We start from the raw sequence: 18,984 nt of genomic DNA, 5'->3' as shown, positions 1-18,984 counted from the left end.
AAAACGCCTCTTGCCAACATCGGCAAGAGGCGCAGCCAGTCGATTACTGGAAGGGACTCTCCAGTTTTCCTTTGTATTTGTCGAAGGCATCACCATAGACAGTGCTGTTGCGATCGACCAGTTTCTTTATCGCGGCATTCATCATGTCCCAGGCGTCCATGTCACTGTCGGGGTTATTGCCACCCCCACCAAACTTCACATGCACATTGATGCCATCGTAGGTTGCTTCAGCAAGTACCTTGAGTAGATTGATGACATCCCGGGCTGAAGCATCCAGATCATTCAGGGTGGCCACACTAGGTGCGTATTGCAGGTTGTGTTCCAGATAGTAGCGACCATCCGTGAAAAAGATCTCGGGCCGGTAGAGCGGGTTGTCATACCGCCGTGCGAGTTCCACCGCGTAAGTCTTGTAATACTCTCGAACCTTGTTGGCGAGTATCACCTCGAGGTTCCCGCCCGAATCATAGAGATCCATGATGGTCAGTGCGATATTGGCGTTGGTATCGCCTCTGTCGGCTTCATCGGTCAGGATTTCCCGGATTCGGACCTTCACATCATCGATGTCATCGTCCTTCCTGCGAATCTGAACGCCGTTGCTGGCTGTCAGAGTCTCGCGAACGGTTACGGAACGATTCAGGGCCCGCTGATACTCGTTGTTGTCGTTGAACAAGCGACTGTCTGACGGGCCGATGTAGGAAATACGGTACCCGGTGCTCTGGAGACCTTCTGCAACCGCTTGGGCACGTTCTCTCTGGAGTCTCGCATTCTCGTCGGAGGGCCCGGTACTGTCAGCTGTGCCAAGGATCTGGATTTCCAGAATCTGGTTGCGTTCTCTCAATGCGGCGGCCCGCCGCTCCAACAAATTGCGGAGCGGTTTCAGGTCGTCGCGGGTGATCTCGGAGGAGGCCACCGGGAAGTCGTATACAATGTAGGACAACAACTGAACCAGGTCCGGATTCTCGGCGCTGGACACGAGTCTGTCGGTATTGAGGCCGCCCACCGTGAAGAAGAACGGCCGGGTCATGGAGCGCTGACGCTCGGCTTCACTGATCCTGTTCTCAACCGGTTCCATGAGAGGGAAAAAGGACTCGATGGTGTCTTTCGACGGGGTGGCAAAGAAGCTGTGATTGAAAATCGCCTCTTCATCCAGAGGGTCTGATTTGGCAATCGGAAAGCTGTGCCGTGAGGCGGCCGTTCCGCCGGGTCCGGCGACAGCACTTTCCAGTTCATCAGCCATGGTTTCTGATCCCTGACCAGACCGGGATTGTGCGGCTTTTACGCTGGTGGTCACCTGACCATCGGGTGTGGTTTCAGTCACCGACACATCTCGCTCTCCACCGAAACGTTCCACCAGATCCTTGGAGTTGGTGGACAGCCCGGACGCTGCTTTGCGTCCCATAGCCTCAGACTGGGCCTCTAATGCTTTCTCCCCGGCAGCCTTGGACATCGAACCCTTGCTGACTGCACGATCAATCGCCGCCCGTTTCTTGTCGAAGTTCTTGCCGGCATCCCGCTCTGCTTGCAGCTCTGCCAGTCTGGCCTGCAGCGCATAACCTCCGAACTGTCCGGCCAGGTTGGCGGCAGAGTTCAATGCGCCCATAGCGTTATTCTGGGTGCCTTCCAGACCCGCCATGTCACGGAATGCGCTGTTGCTTCCGAGCGTGCCCAGTATGTCGCCAAATCCCTGGGGTGCCGGCGCGGCAGGAGCATTCTGCAGATTGATGATGGAGTCGGGCATGTCCGTGGGTGTCATGTTCTGAGGCTGGGCTCGGCGGGAGTCAAAGAAAGTGCTCGGGAATTCAGCCAGGGCCGGATCCTCGTCGTTCAGTACCCAGTCGGTTGAGCCGTGATGCTCCTCGCAGGCCTCGCACTGGTCCATGATGGCCTGGGCGTAGAGCCCGTCGGTGGGCAGGCTGACCCGCATAGGCGTAGACGGTGCGCCTTCGCCCTTGTAGTAGTTGAAGGCCTCCTCGTAACTTTCGTGGCCGTTAACGCCGAGGAATGCACCGGCGGCCACCCGGAATACCAGGGAGTTCCCCAGTATGGCGATGGGCTCCCGTTCCACTACCGAGGCGATGGAACGCCGGTCGCTGGAGGAGATGGCAAAGCCATCGAGCAGCATATAGAGTTCGTCCCGGTCCATCGTCCACCAGAGCACCTTGTGGTAGTAGTGCAGGTTGTCGTTGATGTGGTCGAGGATCTTCTCGTTGGCTTCCTCCGCTTCGCGCCTCGGGTTCTGCTTCTCCCAGTTCGACGGATTGAACGTGAGGGTGGCGCTCTCGGTCGGGGCCGGCCGGGTGGTGTCTTCGTCATCCCAGGCGGGCGGAGAGATCAGGTCCTGGGTGCCTGTAGACGCGCGAACCCTACGGTTGTAGTGATCGGTGTGAAATTCCACCGTGGCGCTGGTGACGTTCGCCACCGAACCTTTAGGCAGGTGCTCGGAGGCGGAAAGAGTCAATCGGGTGAGCGCCGCGCGGGTGGTATCCGACAGCGAATCGGTGGGCACGTTGAAATCGACCCGAACGGTACGGTTGAACCGGTACTCGCCCACCAGTGTGAAATCGGCACCCTGAAGCTCTCCACCGGCGGTTTCCAGCTTCAGTCTGTCGACCCAGCGCCGGGCCATGGACGGCGCAATTTCCCGCTGGAAATAGGCATCCCGCTGAGAGGGGCTGTAGTCGCGGATGCGTGCAACGATTTGTCCCACCGGTATTGGCAGAATGCCTGCGTAGGTTTGCCATACCCGGGTGGTCACCTTTTCGCCAACGGCGCCTTCCTCCTTGAGCTGGTCGTCGATCTCCTCCGACACCACTTCATCCCGGGGCCGCTCAATACCGAGCTTGATGTAGATGGAGCCGGCGAGGCTTCGCACCGTCTGGGCCGTTCGTTCGCCGTCGGGTGGAGTGTCCACGCCTTCCCAGTTGTTCGCCACTGCTTCAGCGTATTTAAGGGCCCAGCGCAGTTCCCGTTTCTGCAGGTAGCGTTCAAACACGTCCCGCCACCGGGCAATCCGATTCTGTGTAAAGGGACGGATGGAGAAGGGAACGAACAGGCACTCCCGGACACCTGCAAGTACTGTGTCCACCCGCATATGGCGCAGGATTTCGTGATAGATCACCGTCAGGGAATGGCAATAGTTGGGGTTGCGGACCACTTCCGACACGCCCTCAATCGACTCATCCTGACTGACTTCGTTCACCACCGTGCTTTCAAACTGGCGTAGTGAATCTCCGAATTGTCGCACCGCGTCACGCAGACTCTGTTCCTCGGCTGCAGCGACGCTGCGGCCGCCCTGTTGCCAGCTGCTCGAACTGGCGCGGCCGTGAGCGGCACCACCCCCGATCACCACCGGCCCCATGGCAAAGCCGATGCCGCCGGCGACCCCGGTGGTCTGGGATTTGCTGCCGCCTTTGCTCCACTCGTTCAGGTTGGAGCGGACGGCATCGTTGTAGTCCCTTTCCCGCAGGGTCGTTTGTGAAACCTCTTCGCCGAATTCGGTGCGCTCAGAGCGGATGCTTTGCTCACGGCGGCGCCAGTCCAGTTTTACGATGCGCCGGGTTTGTCGCGGTGCAAGAGTCAGGGTGTGCGCCACGTCGCCAAGGGAGTAACCGTTCGAACGCCATTGTACCCGCCACTCGAGAATATGGCCGCCTGCAACGGACAGGGCCTGGTACTGCGTAGTATCCCCATCCCAATCAATCGGGTTATTGGGGCCTACGGGCTGGCGCCGGTTGAGCCATGGGAGCTTGGGCAATGGCAGGAAATCGATGGCTTTTACCGGCGGCATCAGGAGTGTGTTATCCCGGGGCAGGAACCGGTTCAGGCTTGAGCCTAGATTCTCCAGAATCGGAAATCCACCTCCGGAAGGCAGGTTGCTGCTTTCATTGTTCGCGACCATGGCACTGCGAATCATCATCGGCTGGCGGGCATCTTTCGGGTGCAGCAGGCCACTGTAATCCGGTTTGGTGTTGGCGGTGGACTCAATCTCCGGCTGCTCCACCCGGAATACCGTATGGAAACGGCGTTCTCCGAGAATGCGTGCCGGATTGCTGAATGGCCTGCAATAGGAGCCGGGATCGTCATTGAACAGGTCCGGCTCATTCAGAAGGCTCTCTTCATCGACGTTGAGGGGCGGGTTTTTTCCGTTTTCGGATTGACCGGGTCTGGATGCGTCCGGGGCGTCCGCACCTTTTTCCTGCCAGGGAAGGAGAATGCGAAGATCTCGCTGCGGCAAACGCAGCGTCGGGTCTTCCCGATAGCCGATGATCAGTTCGGGGCCGTTCAGTAACCAGGCCCAGCCGGGTGCTTCGGTTTGTGGATCAAAGTGTCGGTTGATCTGGAACGAACCATCGAACTTGAGATCGGCGGCTGTGAGCGACAACACACCAAGCTGCTCAGCAGTGGTGGCATCCAGCGGCGCCTGACTGGCGCTGGTGCCCAGGGCACCTTCGGTCGATTGGCCCAGCAAGGCTTTCAGGGCATTCTGCTTGGCGGGGGTGTCAACCAGGTCAACGCTCAGAGTGTATTGATCGAACCGCTGTTCTGGCTGGCCGAGTCGTACGAAACGGCCGGAACGCGCCAGCACCGGTTGCTGGTCGGGCTCCAGACGGGTCAGCGCCTGTTTCAGTGTGGCCGACGGAATCACCAGCTTTACCGGTTCACCCTCGCTGGCGGGTGTTCCATCAATCGTGCCAAGGTCTGCGACTTCCAGACCCTGCCGGTTTTCGAGGATGGCATTGATGCTTTGATCAAGAGCGATGGGCTGGAGGATAGCTTCGGCTCGGGCGTGCCGATCAAGCCTGAGAGTATCACTGCCCGGGTGGGTTGTGGCTTCTCCGTCGTCTGTTTTTACCGGAATCTGGTAGGTGATCCGTACCTGAAGTGATTCGGCTTCGGTGCTGTCGACGTTGTCCTTGGGTTCGATGATCAACCGGAGTTGGTCTGGCATGATGATGGGTCCCTTTCTGTTGCTTGTGCATCCCTGCCATCGCTCCGCACCGGAGCAGACTCCTGAGACAATACAACCGGGCCCACGCAAGACCATGCGTTATGGGGCAAGACAACCTTGTCATATCAGGACGTCACTGCGCCAAAAAGCGCGAGGCAATGCCTCTGGCATGCGTCCATTTTCCATGTGCTGGCGAGTAGAAGTGTATGATTTGGCTACGTTCTTTCGCCGGCGACTTGCAGTGAAAGGATCGCGGCTGAGGCCGGCTTTGTAAAGTCTGAACCGCAATTTTGTGCAATAAATTTCCTTTAATCCCGGCCAGACTGAGCGAAACATTACCAAGGAGCATCGACCCCATGAGTCTTTCCCTGATTCTGCCCATGTCCGCCTTTGCCCTGGCCGCATCTATCTCGCCGGGACCGGTAAACCTTGTGTGTCTGAGCAGCGGAACCCGTTACCCGGTCTCTCGCGGACTGATTTTCGTAAGCGGCGCCACCATTGGTTTTATCGCATTGTTCATTTCAGTGGGATTGGGGCTGTATTCACTGCTGAACCTGGTACCGGCTTTTGAAGTCGTTTTGCGATGGGCGGGGGTGGCGTTTCTGCTTTATTTGAGTGTGAAGCTGGCCCTCGATAGCGGTCAGTTACCCGAAAAGGCAACAGAAAAGGCGCCTGGTTTCGGGACGGGGGCGCTGATGCAGTGGCTCAATCCCAAGGCTTGGCTGGCCTCGGCTTCCGGCATTGGCGCCTACACCAGTGCCAATGACTTACCGCAGGTGCTGCTGTTCGCGTCGGTTTACCTACCTATCTGCTGGCTGTCGTTGGCGTGTTGGGTATACGCGGGTGCCTTCCTCAGGCAACAGGTCCAGAGGCCAGCGGTATTGGCGACGGTGAATCGGGTGCTGGCTTTACTGCTGGCGGCGAGTTGCCTCTACCTTGTGATCGGCTGATGCGCGCCGGTATTGGTTGGGTGTTGCCGCCATCAGCCGTTTGAAGGCGCGCTGGAAATGCGGCTGGTCGGCGAAGCCGGCATTCAGCGCGGCCTCGGCAATGGCAGTGCCGTTTTTCAGTTGTTGGCGGCCCAGCTGCACGCGACGGTTCACCAGATAGGCGTGGGGCGTGAGTCCGAAATGTTGTTTGAACGCCCGGATCAGGTGGCCGGGACTGAACCCGGACAGCTCGCACAGGATGTCCAGTGAGACATCATCCGCTGCATGCTCATCGAGGTAGAGGGCCAGGTCCGTGAGAATCTCGGGAGTCTTTGGGGCTGTCGTGACGGGTTGCCTCGCCAGTTCATGCATGAGGTCTGACAGAAATTCCACAACCTGCGACTGCTTCTCCAGCAACTCATTCTCGGGCTCAAGCAGGCATTCGGCCAGCTTGCAGTAGCGTTCAAACCAGATCGGATCCGATATCATGGCAGTCGAAAGGTCCTGCCACCGGGGTTCCGGCAGCAGTCCCGCCCGGAACCGAAGGTCGGTCAGCCACGCCGTATCCACATACAACATCAGATACGCCCACGGCTGATTGTCGATGGGATTGCAGGTGTGAACCCACTCGGGGTTCATCAGCACAAGATCTCCGGCCTGGACCCGGTAATGATCATTCCGGTACTGAAATGTACTCTTGCCGCCGGTAATAGCCCCCATCGACCACTGGGTGTGAGTATGCGGGGCATAGCAAACCTCACGCCCGTCTGCGACCTTGCGCAGCTCCACATGGGGCAGACGGGCGTCTCGCCAGAAGATGGGCTTGCTGTTATTGGTGGCTGTTTTCATCTGAAATGGTGCTCGCAGTCAGCAAGAACACCGGATAGCTCCGGTCTTCTTTTTCAATGGCGCTGGCGGACACCACCTCAACATCAGAGAACCCGGCCTGCTCTGCAGCACGGGCGATCTCGTTGCGCTCAAAACCGAAATGGAACACGCCGGTATCTTCACTATGGAAGGTGCCGTCTTCCTTGTCCAGATCGGAAATGGCGATAAAGCCACCCGGCTTCAGCAGCTCCCTGAAGCGCCGGAACATCGCATCGATATCCCGTACATGGTGCATGGTCATGGAGGAGATGATGCCGTCGAACCGCTCGTCTATGGACTCCTTCTCCAGATCAATCTCCTTGATCTCCAGCTCGCAGTTCAGAGAGGCCCGTTTTTCGGAGAGCTGGCGGTTCATGGAAGGGGAAATGTCCACCGCCGTGATTTTCTTCACGTGCGGCGCGATCCGCTCCAGCAAGAGCCCGGTCCCGGACCCGAAATCCATCAGGTGCATGGAGGGCTCGATGTGCGCCTTTTCCAGGATGGTGTTGGCGATGTTGGTGACGTTATCGACGCGGTCGCGGTTCTGCTCGTAGGTGTCTGCTTTGTGGGCGAAGTAGTCTTTGCTCATGGGTCTGGCCACTATCTGGTGAAGGAAACCTTCCCGATTATGCGGCGTCTGTGCTTGAGTTCAAGTTGGAATAAGGTAATTCCAGATTTCCATTTGCCAATGCGGCCGCAATGGCACGGTAGCCCTTTTCGCTCGGATGATAGCCGTCGCTGGCCAGCATCGAGGTATCGGTGATGGTCGGGTAGGTCAGATAGCGGAAATTGTCCGGGTACTGGTTGGCCAGTTGCTGATACAGCCGATCCAGCTGCCGCGCCCGCCAACCCATAATGTGCCTGAGCGGTGAGGGCAGTGCGGTGAACAGGTGCATCGGAGGCACGCTCAGCAAACATATGGGTCCCGGGTAGCGTTTTGAGAGCAGGTTACGAAGCGCCAATAGCTGCTGGCGGAACCGGAACCTCGGGGTGAATCCGGTGGTATCGTTAACCCCCATGCTGAGTAACACCACATCCGCTTCCGGCAGTTCTGCATCTGCCAGTTTCGCGTTCAGCTCGCCCAGCCGGATGCCGTTCACGCCAAACGTGTGCCAGGCAATGGTCTGCCCGGAGCGTTCGTGCAGCTGCGACGCCAGCTGGCTCGCGAGGCCCTGGTGATGGGTGGACACTCCCACGCCTGCGGCCGTGGATTCCCCGATAACCAGAACCCGGAATACTGGCACGCCCTCGCCATACTGGCCGCCGGGGGAACCCTGGGCTTCCGGAAGCCGTGGCGTGTCCCGCCGGGCACGCTTGCCCTGGTAAAGCAATACCGGGAAGAGCAGGGCGGTGGTCAGCCAGAAGGGAAGGTGCATGGTTAAACCTCAATCAAGTATCAAGCGCCTTCTCAACGGCCTGAGCAGCGTGGATTTCCGTGGTGTCATAGAGGGCAACCGGCGTGTCCGTCTGCTGGATCAGCAGCCCGATCTCGGTGCAGCCGAGGATGACCGCGTCGGCGCCGCGGCCGGCCAGGGTAGTGACGATCTCCAGGTAAGCCTGTTTTGAGGCCTGGTTGATGGAGCCCTGGCACAATTCCTCATAGATGACCCTGTGAATGAGTTCGCGCTCCGGCACATTGGGAACGATTACCCGGATGCCAGCGTTCTCAAGGCGCTCCCGGTAAAAGTCCTGCTCCATGGTAAACCGTGTCCCCAGCAGTCCAACACTGGAAACACCATCCCGCTTCAGAACGCCGGCCGTTGCATCGGCAATATGAAGCAGTGGAATCCGGATAGCCTGTTCGATTTCGGGTGCCACCTTGTGCATGGTGTTGGTGCCGATAACCAGAAAATCCGCCCCGGCATCTTCAAGCGAGCGAGCGGCCCGGGACAGAATGCTCGCCGTCCCGGGCCAATTGCCCTGGTGCTGGAGTGCCTCGATCTCGGCAAAATCGACGCTGTAGAGAATAAGTTTTGCAGAATGCAGTCCGCCCAGGCGCGCTTTCACGCCCTCATTGAGCAGCCGATAGTAAGTCTGGGTTGATTCCCAGCTCATTCCGCCGAGAAGGCCAATGGTTTTCATATTTGGTTGCTTTGTATTCAGGATGCAGATTCCGGCTTGATGATCAGCAGGTTAGCAGGATCACCATGGTGCAGCACTACCTTCGCATCTGAATTACCGGCGGTGAACTCCAGAACCTGGCCTGGCCCCAGATCAAGATCCACACGGCAAGCGTCGCCACAGAACAGGCTTATTGAAAGTTTGGCGGTATGGGTATTTTCAATGCAGGCGGATTCGCCGGCACAGATTCTCTCTCCGACATCGGGTAGATTAGTCATAAAGCGTGAGCTCCCTGCGTTATTGGGGGACCAGGCAGAAATCATTCCGCTGGTCACTCACTAGAAAATAGTACGAGTTGACTCACGCTGCCGCTTCAACGCTCAAGTTTTATCCATCGTCAGATACCATATTCCCGCTCTACCTTTGCCACCCGCACACGAAAGCTGGAGTACCATACCTGGTGGCCCAATCGCTGGGCCTCCTGATGTTCTGCATTCTTTTTCCAGTTGCGGATGGCCTCCAGGCTTTCCCAGTAGGAAACCGTAATGCCCAGACCTTCCCGGGCGGATTCCATGCCCAGATAGCCAGGTTGCCGCGAGGCCAACTGGGCCATGCGCTCCGCCATTTCCGCATAGCCATTGTTTCCTTCCGTGCGATGGCTGCTGAAGATCACGGCGTAGTAGGGAGGGGCAGGAGTGTCTGCGATGTCCGTCATGGTGTCCTCGTGGCGTTTGCGTTCATGGATGACGCGGTTCCCCGGATGGGAATTCTCAGTTTTTGGGATCAATCTTGTTGATGGTGCCCTGGGCCAGCGCAACGGTGCGTTCACCGGCCTCTCCCGTTGCAATTACGGTGCACTGGCAGACTGCCTGGTTTCTTCCCGACGAAAGAACCGTGGCTTTGGCGACCAGTTTGTCCCCAATCGCCGGGCGGAGGTAATTGATCTTGTATTCGGAGGTGACCGAATCGCCCAGGACCGAGCCGCCGGCATAGGTCAATGCATTGTCAGCCAGGTAACTGACAACGCCCCCATGAACAAAGCCGTGCTGTTGTTTCAACTCCGGCCGGATTGCGAGTGAAAGAACGGCGGTCCCAGGCTCAAAGACTTCCAGCTCGGTGCCGAGCAGGGCGCTGAATGGCTGGTTCTCCAGTATCCTCCTTCCAAACTCCAGTAACTCACTCATTGAAAGATGTCTCCACAGATATGCCGTCTTCCATAAATTGCTCAGGCAGTTGGTCCACCAGATGGTGCAACTTGTCCGGGTTGCGAACCACATAAAGACCTTCGATACGGTCCCCCGCGATCTCAACCGTCGTTACCTGGGGCAGTCCATCCCGCTCGATGGTTAACCAGCCAGGCAGACCATTCACGCTAACCGGTTTAACCCAATGTGGGCCGGATGAAGACGGCTTCCGAGCCAGCCCCCTGAAAAATCGACAGATCTTGTCGGCCCCGAAGATCACACGCCGCGCGGCAATTCTCTTGCCACCACCGTCGGTATGAAGTGTGGCATGTTCACTCAGCAGGGCCTTCAGTTCCGTGACATCGCCGCTGCGGGCCGCGCTGAAGAATCGTTCGGTCAACTGATTGTGCTGATGGGGCGTTACCGGGTACCTCGGGCAGGCAGCCTGCACTTTCTTTCGGGCCCTACTGGCAAGCTGTCGGCAACTTGCTTCGTTGCGATCGAGGCTAAGCGCGATCTGCCCGAAATCAATCCCGAAGACATCATGCAGCAGGAACGCAGCGCGCTCCAGAGGCGACAACCGCTCCAGCGCCAGCATCAACGCAAAAGTGACATCATTGGCCAGAGCCTCGGCGCCAACCGGAGCCTCCAGTGACTCCACCAGAGGCTCCGGTAACCAGGGACCGACATAGATCTCCCTTTGCCTGTGAACGGCCTTCAGGCGGTCTAGGCACAGCCGACTGATGATTGTGGTCAGGTACGCCCGAACGTCAGTCACCGACGAGCAATCGGAGCCATGCCAACGCAGGTATGCATCCTGTACCACATCCTCTGCCTCGGTTACCGAGCCCAGCATGCGGTAAGCAACTCCGGTCAGATAACGACGCCAGTAATTGAACTGGCGGGCACTGCGCTCCGTCATGGCAAGGTCAGTCACAGTTCCGGTATTTCCCATGTTTCGCTCAACGCCTCATCATTCGGATGAACGTTTCTGAAACCCACACCGATCCGGTTCCAGGCATTGATGACGCCGATCAAGAGTGTCAGATCCACAAACTCCTTCTCGGAGAAGTGGGCAAGTCCCAGCTCGTAGTCCCGGGTGGGGGCCCCAGTCTCCGGGAGCTTCGTCAATGCTTCGGTCCAGGCCAGCGCCGCTTTTTCCCGGGGTGTATAAAGGGCCGATTCACGCCATGCAGACAGAAGATAGAGCCGTACCTCTCTCTCACCAGCTGCACGTGCCTCACTGGTGTGCTTGTGGAGGCAGTAGGCGCAGCCGTTAATCTGGGAGGCTCGAGTGACTACGAGCTCGATGAGGCTTTGTTCCAGCCCACAACGGCGCACATGATCGTCCAGCCTGGACATGGCCGCGATGGCTTCCGGGTTGGCTTTGTAAGCATTCAGGCGTTTCTCCATTTTCTGGTTCCTCTGCAGTGGATGGATCATCTTGATGGGGTTCTACAGAGGTAGACGAAATGGCTTCGGCTTTTGTGACATGGCTGAGAAATTTGTGGCCCGAGCGGTACGTTGGCTTTGGCCTGACGTCTCTCATTCCCCCCGTCGCGCCGCCTCAATGGCCGCAATATCGATCTTGCCCATTTCCATCATCGCCTCGAATGCCCGGCTGGCGGCAGCGGGATCCGGGTCGGCAATGGCCTCGGTCAAGGCCACTGGTGTAATCTGCCACGAGATGCCCCATTTGTCCCGGCACCAACCGCAAGCGCTTTCTTCGCCGCCATTGCCCACAATTGCATCCCAATAGCGATCGGTCTCCTCCTGGTCGTAGGTGGCCACCTGGAAGGAGAAGGCTTCGTCGTGGGTGAAGGCGGGGCCGCCGTTGAGCCCGAGGCAGGGGATGCCCAGGACCGTGAACTGCACGGTCAGGACATCGTCCTTCTTGCCGGATGGAAAGTCACCCGGCGCGCGGAGAATCCGACCCACCGATGAATCCGGGAAGGTATCGGCGTAAAAGCGGGCCGCCTCTTCGGCGCCGCCGTCGAACCAGAGACAAATGGTGTTCTTCGCGTGTTCCATCTCGTTAGCCCTCCTGGCGTAGCTTTTTGCGGCGTGCGATTTCCGCCGGAGTAGGTGGGTCCATGGCAAAGTCACCGGTTGCCACCTTGCCGTCACGTACATAGCGCCCGATGACGATGCCGCTGGGTGAAATCCTGCTCGCGGCCAGCTTGAACGCGGCTGGTTTGGTGCCATTGCCAAACAGCTTCTTGCCGCGGCCAAGCACAATCGGGAAGGTGAAGACGTTGACCTGATCGACCAGGTCGTTCTCGAACAGCGTCTGGAGCAGATCCGAACTTCCTTGGGTAACCAGCGCGGGGCCATCCTCCAGCTTCAGCCGCGCAACATCGGCTGCCGCGTCATTGAGCGCCACCGAGCCCTGCCAGGTCAGATCCAGTCCCTTCCGGGTGGCAACGTACTTGTTGATGGAGTTGAAGGTCTTGGCGATCGAATCGTCTGGTCCGTCCTCGGCATAGGGCCAGTGGGCGGCGAAAATCTCGTAGGTCTTGCGTCCGAGTAAAAGGTCGAAGGGCTGGCCGAACATACGGTCAATCTCTTCGCCAAACACCTCATCCACCATCGGGGCCACCCAGCCGCCGTAGCCGAATCCCCCAGTGGGATCTTCTTCAGGGCCACCGGGCGCCTGCATTACACCGTCCAGCGACACCATGGCGCCAACAATCACTTTTCGCATGAGTTCATCCTCCTGGTTTGCGGTCTTGCACCCAGTAGTCGCATGGGGCACTGCAAAATCGACAGCAGGATTTATTTCAGGTGTGAACCAGTTTAGCTGCTCCTCGGCGCAAACATAATGATCGCCATCCCCAGCAGGGCGACGGCCGAGCCCAGGATGTCCCACGCGGTGGGACGGATACCGTCAACTGCCCAGAGCCACAGTATCGCCATGAAAACGTACACCCCACCATAAGCCGCATACACCCGGCCAGCTGCCGTCGGATGCAATGACAATAGCCAGGCGAATAGGGCGAGGCTGAGGGCGCCGGGCACCAGCAGCCAGACGCTTTTGCCTTCGCGAAGCCAGAGATAAGGCAGGTAGCAGCCGACGATCTCCGCGAGGGCGGTTACAAGAAACAGACCGAGGGTTTTCAGTTCAGGCACTGGATGGGCTCCTGTTGATGGGGGGCAGCATTCAACCGGTTAAAGCATCAGTCTACTGGCCGGTTTCCGCCGAGTCAGGCTTGTTTCACTTTTCCGCGCCGCACGGAGCTGGTGGCAAACCGCCTTCCAGCAGTCTCTGCCATTCAGTTGCAGCGGCCTCCGAAGGGAACGAGCCATGCAACCTTCCGCCGGGAATTGGCGTCCACAGTGTTGCCCTGGTGAACTCACGGTCGGCAACCACGATGCGGACAGGACTGCCCACGTTTGCCTCGGTGAACTCCTTGAAGCTGTTCGCACCGCGCTCGGTCAGCTGGATGAAAACCGGCCAGCCATTTTCGCTCTGTTCCCCGGTTGCCGAACGCTGAACGTAGCCCGAACAAAGGTGAAACTCGGGTTCAGCTGATGCTGTAGCAATACAGGAGATCAACAGACAAAAAAGCCCAATCCGTTTCATGAGATTCTCAGGCTTCCGTGCTGTGGAGCGCTTGCTTGAGGGCATCGAGACTTTCCGGCCCCGCCTCAAGACGCAGGCAGTCAATGGAATCCCGCTCCCAGGATGCCGACGAACCAAGATGAAGGTGTACATTCACCTCCGCTTCGAAAGCCTCCAACAAACCAGCAGGTACCCAGACCAGTTCGGTGCCTCTCAGCTGATTGGGCACCGGGCTGCCACATACGGAGCAGAAATCACTGCGATAACCGGTTGGTTTCTGGAACGAGGTGATCCTGTCCTCGCCTGAGAGCCAGCGGAAGTTCTGCTGATGGACGAAGGTGGCAGCGTTGGCGGCAGATCCGGTGGCCTTGCGGCAGAGGGAACAGTGGCATTGGTAGAGGTTGGGGAGATCGCCCTGGATCTCGAATTGGACTTCTGAGCAGAGGCATTCGCCGTTCATGGGTTATTCCGATTAACAGGGGAACAAGGCCCGTTTTGGGATAAGTGCAAATACAAGTTGTTTCAGTAGCTTAATGCCAAAGGCCTTTCCGCGCACCTCCGGGGCTGTGATTCCGGTTGCCTTGGGGGGAGCCTGATGAATGGCGAAACCAACAGGCTATCGAAGCTGGCTGTCCTTACTGCCTCTACGATTGATGCTGCCAGACTGGGTTTGCTGCTTCTCATGGGCCGACTGGCAGTCGATGCACAACCGAACACCGGGAATGGCCTTGCGCCGGGCCTCCGGAATCAGCGCGCCACACTCATCGCATTCCGTAGCGCTCTCGCCGCCGGCTAACTGGCTGCGTGCGCGCTGAATTTCGTCTTCAACGCTTGCGTCGATCTGTTCCTGAACCGCACCATCACGTGACCATCCACCTGCCATGAGCCCCTCCGGAGTCTGGATGACTGAAACCACCAAACGGTATCATTCGAACACGGGCGCTTAAAGATTGTCCATTACCCACCGAGGAACCGCCATGTCCTATACGAGCCGATATACACCTCAAACGCTCAGTCGTGATGAGCTGGACCAGACCACGGGTCCGATGGTGATCGAATTCGGTACCAACTGGTGCGGGTTCTGCCGAGGTGCACAGGCATATATCAAGGCGGCCATGGACAATTACCCAGACGTTCCGCATGTGAAAGTTGAAGATGGCAAAGGCCGGAGGTTGGGGCGTACATTTGGCGTTAAGCTCTGGCCGACTCTGATTTTTCTGAAGGATGGCAAAGAAATGGCGCGGCTAGTCCGCCCGGAAAACAGCGGCGACATCGAGGGCGTTCTGATAAAAATTCTATAAGGACGTGCGGGCAATTTTGGAGCCTCGAAACAGTGAAAAACTCTCCGGGTAAAGCAGCTCGCGATGCGTTTTATGGGTGTGATCTTCTGTTATCAGGCTCCATGTATACGGAGTGGTGTACACGGCCTCAGGCAGATTTTTCCTTGAGCAACTCATCCATGCGCTCCAGGTACGCAATAATCGACGCATGCTTCGAGGCGGCCTGCTTGAGGGGCGTTTCCAGCGGTACCCTAAGGATATTGAACAGGAATGCATACAGCGTTGCATCAAACGAGGTCACACATTCACCCACTGCATAGCTGTGCTTGTCCAGCTGCCAGGCAATTGCGGCAAGGTCCGCAATTCCGGCAGCATACACCTCCGCCAACGGATGTCGACCGTAACCCTGCCCGGTAAGGCCTCGTCGGATGGCTCGTCGGACCATGCCCGCTACCGGCTGGCGAGCGCCTGATGGCACCATGTTGAAAAAAGCGTCCCTGGTCTGGGGCCAGTACCGGTCGTCTATCCAACGGGAATAGACGATGACAAAATACAGACTTTCCTCACACAGCCGGCGCAGCATGTGGCCAGGGGCGGATTGGGCATCCGAGAGCTGTCCGTCCAGCCGGTCGCCGTAGTTCGCCTTCAGGTAGGTCACGATGTTGCCGCTGTCGGGAACCCGCTGTGACTGATCAACAATAAATGGAAGCTTGCCTCTCGGCCCCCTGAATGGGAGGGTGCTCCGGGCCTGGTAGGGAATCCCGGCCAACCGACAGTAAATTTCGACCTTGAGGCAGAAGGGGCTGATATTCATCCCCCACGCTGGTGCGAATTGGTGAATCTCGATCATGGCATTTCCTGAAGTTGGGAGCGAACCTGAAGGACCAGTTTAACGCCGTGCTCACGTTGGACCCTGCAACCCGTATTCCAGAACAAAAAGGCCCGGTAGTTCTCACCACCGGGCCTTTCCGCCACTTCATCAGGCTACCGCCTCAACCGCACTTGCTATCGCCGCAAGCCAGGCAGGTGGCGCAACCGTCCATCACGATGACCGCCTTGGTGCTGCATTTGCCACACATGGTGGCATTGGCGGGGTAGTCGTTGCTGGTGTCGTCGTTGGTGGCCGTGCTCTGGCTGGCTTCGAACTCGGCGCGCTTTTCGGCGAGGATGCGCTTGGTGGTTTCGCTCATTTCCTCGCTTTCCAGCAGGCCGATGGCTTTCAGGTGCTTCTCGATCACGGCGCCGATTTCGGCGACCAGTGACGGCATGAACACGCCGCCCTTCTTGAAGTAGCCGCCGTTGGGGTCGTACACGGAGCGCAGCTCTTCCACCAGGAAGGTTACGTCACCGCCTTTGCGGAACACCGCGGAGATAACGCGGGTGAGGGCGATAACCCACTGGAAGTGTTCCATCGACTTGGAGTTGATGAACACTTCGTACGGCTGGCGGCTTTCGTGGTCCGTTCCCTCGTTGAGCAGGATGTCGTTGATGGTGATGTACATCGCGTGCTCGGCTACCGGCGGCTTGATCTTGTAGGTGGTGCCCAGCAGGAAATCCGGCCGTTCGATGTACTCGTTCATCTGGACCGGCTTGGTTTCCGCCTGCACCGGCGCCTGGTGCTCGCTCGGTGTTTCGGTATCGGCTTTCTTTACGCGGTAGCCGACGATCTGATTGCTGATTTTGACTGTCATGTTCGTTGTCCTGTTGTCGGTTCCCGGATCAGTACTTGCCGTAGGTGCCTTCTTTGAGCGCATCAAACAGGTTGGCGGCGGTGTGGATTTCGCCGTCGTACTCCACCTGTTCGTTACCGCGCAGGGTCACCTTGCTGCCATCGTCCAGGGTGAACTCGTAAAGGGTGTTCTCAAGGTCTTTCTCTTTCACCAGTACGCCCTGGAAGGCTTCCGGGTTGAAGCGGAACGTGGTGCACCCCTTCAGGCCCTTGTCGTAGGCGTACAGGTAGATGTCCTTGAAGTCCTGGTATGCGAAGTCTGTCGGAACGTTGGCCGTTTTGGAAATCGAGGAATCTACCCACTTCTGGGCCGCAGCCTGGATATCCACGTGCTGTTGCGGCGTTACGTCGTCCGAGGTGGTGAAGTAGGACGGCAGTTTCTTGTCCTCGTCTTCGGAGAACGGCATGGCGCCCGGGTTCACCAGGTGGCGGTAGGCCAGCAGCTCGAAGGAGAACACGTCTACCTTCTCCTTGGTCTTGCGGCCTTCGCGGATGATGTTACGCGCGTAGTGGTGCGAGAAGCTCGGCTCGATGCCGTTACTGGCGTTGTTGGCCAGTGACAGGCTGATGGTGCCGGTCGGCGCGATGGAGGTGTGGTGGGTAAAGCGGCCACCTTTCTCGGCCAGCTGCTTCACCAGCTCCGGCTCCACGTGGGCGATCTGCTGCATGTAGCGGCTGAACCGGGCGTGCAGCAGTTTGCCCTTGAGGATATCGCCGACCTTGTAGCCTTCTTTGGCCAGTTCCGGGCACTTGGTCATCATCTTCGGGGTGATTTCGAACTCTTCGTCCATGATCGGCGCCGGGCCTTTCTCTTCGGCCAGGGCCAGGGACTGGCGCCAGCCTTCCACGGCCATTTCACGCACGACTTCCTCGGTGAACTGTACGGACTCCTCAGAACCGTACGGCATACGCAGCATGGCGAGGGTGGAACCCAGGCCCAGAATGCCCATGCCGTGGCGGCGCTTGTGGGTGATCTCGTGGCGCTGCTCGGCCAGCGGCAGGCCGTTGATTTCCACTACGTTGTCGAGCATGCGGGTGAAGATGCCAACCACCTTGCGGTACTTCTCGTAGTTGAAGCTGGCCTTGTCGGTGAACGGGTATTCCACGAACTTGGTCAGGTTCACCGAGCCCAGCAGGCAGCTGCCGTACGGGGGCAGGGGCTGCTCACCGCAGGGGTTGGTGGCGCGGATGTCTTCGCAGAACCAGTTGTTGTTCATCTGGTTGACCTTGTCGATCAGGATGAAGCCCGGCTCGGCGTAGTCGTAGGTGCTGGTCATGATGGTGTCCCAGATGAACTGGGCCTTGACCGTCTTGTAGATGCGGCAGGCAACCTTGCCTTCGTCATTGACCACATAGCTGTCCTGGACCGGGAAGTCGCGGTACAGGAACTGGGAGGTGTCGCTCAGGTCCAGGCCTTCGTCTTCCACTTCCTTCTGGGTGACCGGGAAAGACAGGTGCCAGTCGTCCCCGTTGCGGACTGCTTCGATGAAGTCCTCGGTGATCAGCAGGGACAGGTTGAACTGGCGCAGGCGCCCGTCTTCGCGCTTCGCCTGGATGAACTCGATCACGTCCGGGTGGTGAACGTCGAAGGTGGCCATCTGGGCGCCACGGCGACCGCCGGCGGAGGACACGGTGAAGCACATGCGGTCGAAGATATCCATAAAGGACAGCGGGCCGGAGGTGGTGGCGCCGGCGCCGGCAACATAGGCGCCACGGGGACGCAGGGTGGAGAACTCGTAACCGATACCGCAGCCGGCCTTGAGGGTCAGGCCTGCTTCGTGGTTCTTCTCCAGGATGTCGTTCATGGAGTCATGGACGGTACCGGAGACGGTGCAGTTGATGGTGGATGTGGCCGGTTTGTGGGCCTCCGCACCGGCGTTGGAGGTGATACGGCCGGCCGGGATGGCGCCGTTCTGCAGGGCCCAGATGAAGTCCTTCATGTGCTTGGTGCGCACGGACTTGTTTTCCACTTCCGCCAGGGCCCTGGCCACACGTTCGTAGGTGGCGTTGATGTCCTTGTCGACGGGTTCACCGGTCTTGGTCTTGAGCTGGTACTTGCTGCTCCAGATATCCAGTGAAGCTTCCTGCATGGGAATCGTTGTGATCACTGCCTGTGCCTTAGCGTTCATTGCCACCCTCGGTTCTTCCAGTATGTCTCTTTTCGATGGCGCCGTCTCCGGCGCCATACCCCTTTGAGTCGTGTTGCGTCTGTCGGTTTCTGTGTCTTGCGGGCCCGGATGGGGCAGATAGGTAAGAAGACCACAAGATGTGGGGGTCCTCCCTGCCTGCCTTTGACGGCCGTTCCCGTTGTGTGATCGTTGCTGTGGGCCTGGCTGAGGCCTTCTCGCGCCTGCCGGGTAGGCAGGTCCGGTTTGTCCTTGTGGCCCTATATGTGGGCTTATTTTTCAAGGAGTATAACAGGAT

General features: G+C 58.4%; 21 protein-coding genes. 2 read left to right on the top strand and 19 right to left on the bottom strand.

The features are described from left to right. Window positions 1-43: 43 nt before the first annotated feature. Entirely contained in the window at window positions 44-4,948 is a 4,905-nt protein-coding gene (locus MD273_RS09045) for an OmpA family protein (RefSeq protein WP_239037408.1), read from the bottom strand. Window positions 4,949-5,304: 356 nt separating this feature from the next. Here MD273_RS09045 and MD273_RS09040 point away from each other — a divergent pair, with 356 nt between their 5' ends. Continuing rightward, a complete protein-coding gene (locus tag MD273_RS09040) occupies window positions 5,305-5,898 on the top strand; it encodes a LysE family translocator (protein WP_239037407.1) in 594 nt (197 codons plus the stop codon). On the opposite strand, the gene MD273_RS09035 is transcribed toward MD273_RS09040, so the two are convergent. The 15 genes from MD273_RS09035 to MD273_RS08965 form a co-directional block, all read right to left on the bottom strand. Beyond that, on the bottom strand, window positions 5,857-6,726 hold the full coding sequence (locus MD273_RS09035; RefSeq protein WP_239037406.1) for an AraC family transcriptional regulator: 870 nt from the start codon (window positions 6,724-6,726) through the stop codon (window positions 5,857-5,859). The two genes, MD273_RS09040 and MD273_RS09035, sit on opposite strands and share 42 nt — an antisense overlap. Beyond that, window positions 6,707-7,333, bottom strand: coding sequence for a class I SAM-dependent DNA methyltransferase (locus tag MD273_RS09030; RefSeq protein ID WP_239037405.1), 627 nt, complete (start codon window positions 7,331-7,333; stop codon window positions 6,707-6,709). Before MD273_RS09030 ends, MD273_RS09035 begins: the two co-directional genes overlap by 20 nt. A gap of 37 nt (window positions 7,334-7,370) precedes the next feature. Further along, window positions 7,371-8,120 (bottom strand): SGNH/GDSL hydrolase family protein, encoded by a 750-nt coding sequence (locus tag MD273_RS09025; protein ID WP_239037404.1) that lies wholly within the window; start codon window positions 8,118-8,120, stop codon window positions 7,371-7,373. Between the two features lie 13 nt (window positions 8,121-8,133). After that, window positions 8,134-8,826: an aspartate/glutamate racemase family protein gene (locus tag MD273_RS09020; protein ID WP_239037403.1), complete on the bottom strand. Its 693-nt coding sequence runs from the start codon at window positions 8,824-8,826 to the stop codon at window positions 8,134-8,136. Between the two features lie 17 nt (window positions 8,827-8,843). After that, window positions 8,844-9,083, bottom strand: a complete 240-nt coding sequence (locus tag MD273_RS09015) for a hypothetical protein (RefSeq protein WP_239037402.1) — start codon at window positions 9,081-9,083, stop codon at window positions 8,844-8,846. 119 nt (window positions 9,084-9,202) lie between these two features. Then, the gene (locus MD273_RS09010; RefSeq protein WP_239037401.1) at window positions 9,203-9,520 is read right to left on the bottom strand and encodes an antibiotic biosynthesis monooxygenase family protein; all 318 of its coding nucleotides are present in this window, start codon (window positions 9,518-9,520) and stop codon (window positions 9,203-9,205) included. A gap of 55 nt (window positions 9,521-9,575) precedes the next feature. After that, window positions 9,576-9,989 (bottom strand): PaaI family thioesterase, encoded by a 414-nt coding sequence (locus tag MD273_RS09005; RefSeq protein WP_239037400.1) that lies wholly within the window; start codon window positions 9,987-9,989, stop codon window positions 9,576-9,578. After that, entirely contained in the window at window positions 9,982-10,926 is a 945-nt protein-coding gene (locus MD273_RS09000) for a sigma-70 family RNA polymerase sigma factor (protein WP_239037399.1), read from the bottom strand. The genes MD273_RS09005 and MD273_RS09000 overlap by 8 nt, the downstream gene beginning before the upstream one ends. Further along, window positions 10,923-11,402, bottom strand: a complete 480-nt coding sequence (locus MD273_RS08995) for a carboxymuconolactone decarboxylase family protein (protein ID WP_239037398.1) — start codon at window positions 11,400-11,402, stop codon at window positions 10,923-10,925. Before MD273_RS08995 ends, MD273_RS09000 begins: the two co-directional genes overlap by 4 nt. Window positions 11,403-11,534: 132 nt before the next feature. Next, a complete protein-coding gene (locus MD273_RS08990) occupies window positions 11,535-12,020 on the bottom strand; it encodes a VOC family protein (protein WP_239037397.1) in 486 nt (161 codons plus the stop codon). Between the two features lie 4 nt (window positions 12,021-12,024). Beyond that, window positions 12,025-12,693 (bottom strand): dihydrofolate reductase family protein, encoded by a 669-nt coding sequence (locus MD273_RS08985; RefSeq protein WP_239037396.1) that lies wholly within the window; start codon window positions 12,691-12,693, stop codon window positions 12,025-12,027. Between the two features lie 92 nt (window positions 12,694-12,785). After that, the gene (locus tag MD273_RS08980) at window positions 12,786-13,118 is read right to left on the bottom strand and encodes a YnfA family protein (RefSeq protein ID WP_239037395.1); all 333 of its coding nucleotides are present in this window, start codon (window positions 13,116-13,118) and stop codon (window positions 12,786-12,788) included. 85 nt (window positions 13,119-13,203) lie between these two features. Next, the gene (locus MD273_RS08975; protein ID WP_239037394.1) at window positions 13,204-13,572 is read right to left on the bottom strand and encodes a SecDF P1 head subdomain-containing protein; all 369 of its coding nucleotides are present in this window, start codon (window positions 13,570-13,572) and stop codon (window positions 13,204-13,206) included. A 7-nt stretch (window positions 13,573-13,579) separates the two neighbouring features. Beyond that, window positions 13,580-14,011: a GFA family protein gene (locus MD273_RS08970; protein WP_239037393.1), complete on the bottom strand. Its 432-nt coding sequence runs from the start codon at window positions 14,009-14,011 to the stop codon at window positions 13,580-13,582. Between the two features lie 156 nt (window positions 14,012-14,167). Then, on the bottom strand, window positions 14,168-14,434 hold the full coding sequence (locus tag MD273_RS08965) for a DksA/TraR family C4-type zinc finger protein (protein WP_239037392.1): 267 nt from the start codon (window positions 14,432-14,434) through the stop codon (window positions 14,168-14,170). A 94-nt stretch (window positions 14,435-14,528) separates the two neighbouring features. Between MD273_RS08965 and MD273_RS08960 the strand changes: the two genes are divergently transcribed. Next, window positions 14,529-14,852, top strand: a complete 324-nt coding sequence (locus tag MD273_RS08960; protein ID WP_239037391.1) for a thioredoxin family protein — start codon at window positions 14,529-14,531, stop codon at window positions 14,850-14,852. Between the two features lie 127 nt (window positions 14,853-14,979). Here MD273_RS08960 and MD273_RS08955 read toward each other — a convergent pair whose 3' ends face one another. From MD273_RS08955 to MD273_RS08945, 3 genes are all read right to left on the bottom strand, one after another. Continuing rightward, the gene (locus tag MD273_RS08955; protein WP_239037390.1) at window positions 14,980-15,681 is read right to left on the bottom strand and encodes a glutathione S-transferase family protein; all 702 of its coding nucleotides are present in this window, start codon (window positions 15,679-15,681) and stop codon (window positions 14,980-14,982) included. A gap of 142 nt (window positions 15,682-15,823) precedes the next feature. Next, on the bottom strand, window positions 15,824-16,522 hold the full coding sequence (locus tag MD273_RS08950; protein ID WP_239037389.1) for a TSCPD domain-containing protein: 699 nt from the start codon (window positions 16,520-16,522) through the stop codon (window positions 15,824-15,826). Between the two features lie 28 nt (window positions 16,523-16,550). Further along, complete coding sequence (locus MD273_RS08945; protein ID WP_239037388.1) at window positions 16,551-18,689, bottom strand: adenosylcobalamin-dependent ribonucleoside-diphosphate reductase; 2,139 nt, start codon at window positions 18,687-18,689, stop codon at window positions 16,551-16,553. Between the last annotated feature and the right edge of the window lie 295 nt (window positions 18,690-18,984).

It is taken from the genome of Marinobacter sp. C7, assembly GCF_022343555.1.
Taxonomy (GTDB): domain Bacteria; phylum Pseudomonadota; class Gammaproteobacteria; order Pseudomonadales; family Oleiphilaceae; genus Marinobacter.
Note: the sequence above shows the minus strand (reverse complement) of the source record. Positions and strands in the feature narration are given on the sequence as shown.

Coding starts and splice junctions, on each gene's coding strand:
- MD273_RS09045 (WP_239037408.1), bottom strand. CDS start 4,948: ATGCCAGACCAACTCCGGTTGATCATCGAACCCAAGGACAACGTCGAC.
- MD273_RS09040 (WP_239037407.1), top strand. CDS start 5,305: ATGAGTCTTTCCCTGATTCTGCCCATGTCCGCCTTTGCCCTGGCCGCA.
- MD273_RS09035 (WP_239037406.1), bottom strand. CDS start 6,726: ATGAAAACAGCCACCAATAACAGCAAGCCCATCTTCTGGCGAGACGCC.
- MD273_RS09030 (WP_239037405.1), bottom strand. CDS start 7,333: ATGAGCAAAGACTACTTCGCCCACAAAGCAGACACCTACGAGCAGAAC.
- MD273_RS09025 (WP_239037404.1), bottom strand. CDS start 8,120: ATGCACCTTCCCTTCTGGCTGACCACCGCCCTGCTCTTCCCGGTATTG.
- MD273_RS09020 (WP_239037403.1), bottom strand. CDS start 8,826: ATGAAAACCATTGGCCTTCTCGGCGGAATGAGCTGGGAATCAACCCAG.
- MD273_RS09015 (WP_239037402.1), bottom strand. CDS start 9,083: ATGACTAATCTACCCGATGTCGGAGAGAGAATCTGTGCCGGCGAATCC.
- MD273_RS09010 (WP_239037401.1), bottom strand. CDS start 9,520: ATGACGGACATCGCAGACACTCCTGCCCCTCCCTACTACGCCGTGATC.
- MD273_RS09005 (WP_239037400.1), bottom strand. CDS start 9,989: ATGAGTGAGTTACTGGAGTTTGGAAGGAGGATACTGGAGAACCAGCCA.
- MD273_RS08995 (WP_239037398.1), bottom strand. CDS start 11,402: ATGGAGAAACGCCTGAATGCTTACAAAGCCAACCCGGAAGCCATCGCG.
- MD273_RS08990 (WP_239037397.1), bottom strand. CDS start 12,020: ATGGAACACGCGAAGAACACCATTTGTCTCTGGTTCGACGGCGGCGCC.
- MD273_RS08985 (WP_239037396.1), bottom strand. CDS start 12,693: ATGCGAAAAGTGATTGTTGGCGCCATGGTGTCGCTGGACGGTGTAATG.
- MD273_RS08975 (WP_239037394.1), bottom strand. CDS start 13,572: ATGAAACGGATTGGGCTTTTTTGTCTGTTGATCTCCTGTATTGCTACA.
- MD273_RS08970 (WP_239037393.1), bottom strand. CDS start 14,011: ATGAACGGCGAATGCCTCTGCTCAGAAGTCCAATTCGAGATCCAGGGC.
- MD273_RS08965 (WP_239037392.1), bottom strand. CDS start 14,434: ATGGCAGGTGGATGGTCACGTGATGGTGCGGTTCAGGAACAGATCGAC.
- MD273_RS08960 (WP_239037391.1), top strand. CDS start 14,529: ATGTCCTATACGAGCCGATATACACCTCAAACGCTCAGTCGTGATGAG.
- MD273_RS08955 (WP_239037390.1), bottom strand. CDS start 15,681: ATGATCGAGATTCACCAATTCGCACCAGCGTGGGGGATGAATATCAGC.
- MD273_RS08950 (WP_239037389.1), bottom strand. CDS start 16,522: ATGACAGTCAAAATCAGCAATCAGATCGTCGGCTACCGCGTAAAGAAA.
- MD273_RS08945 (WP_239037388.1), bottom strand. CDS start 18,689: ATGAACGCTAAGGCACAGGCAGTGATCACAACGATTCCCATGCAGGAA.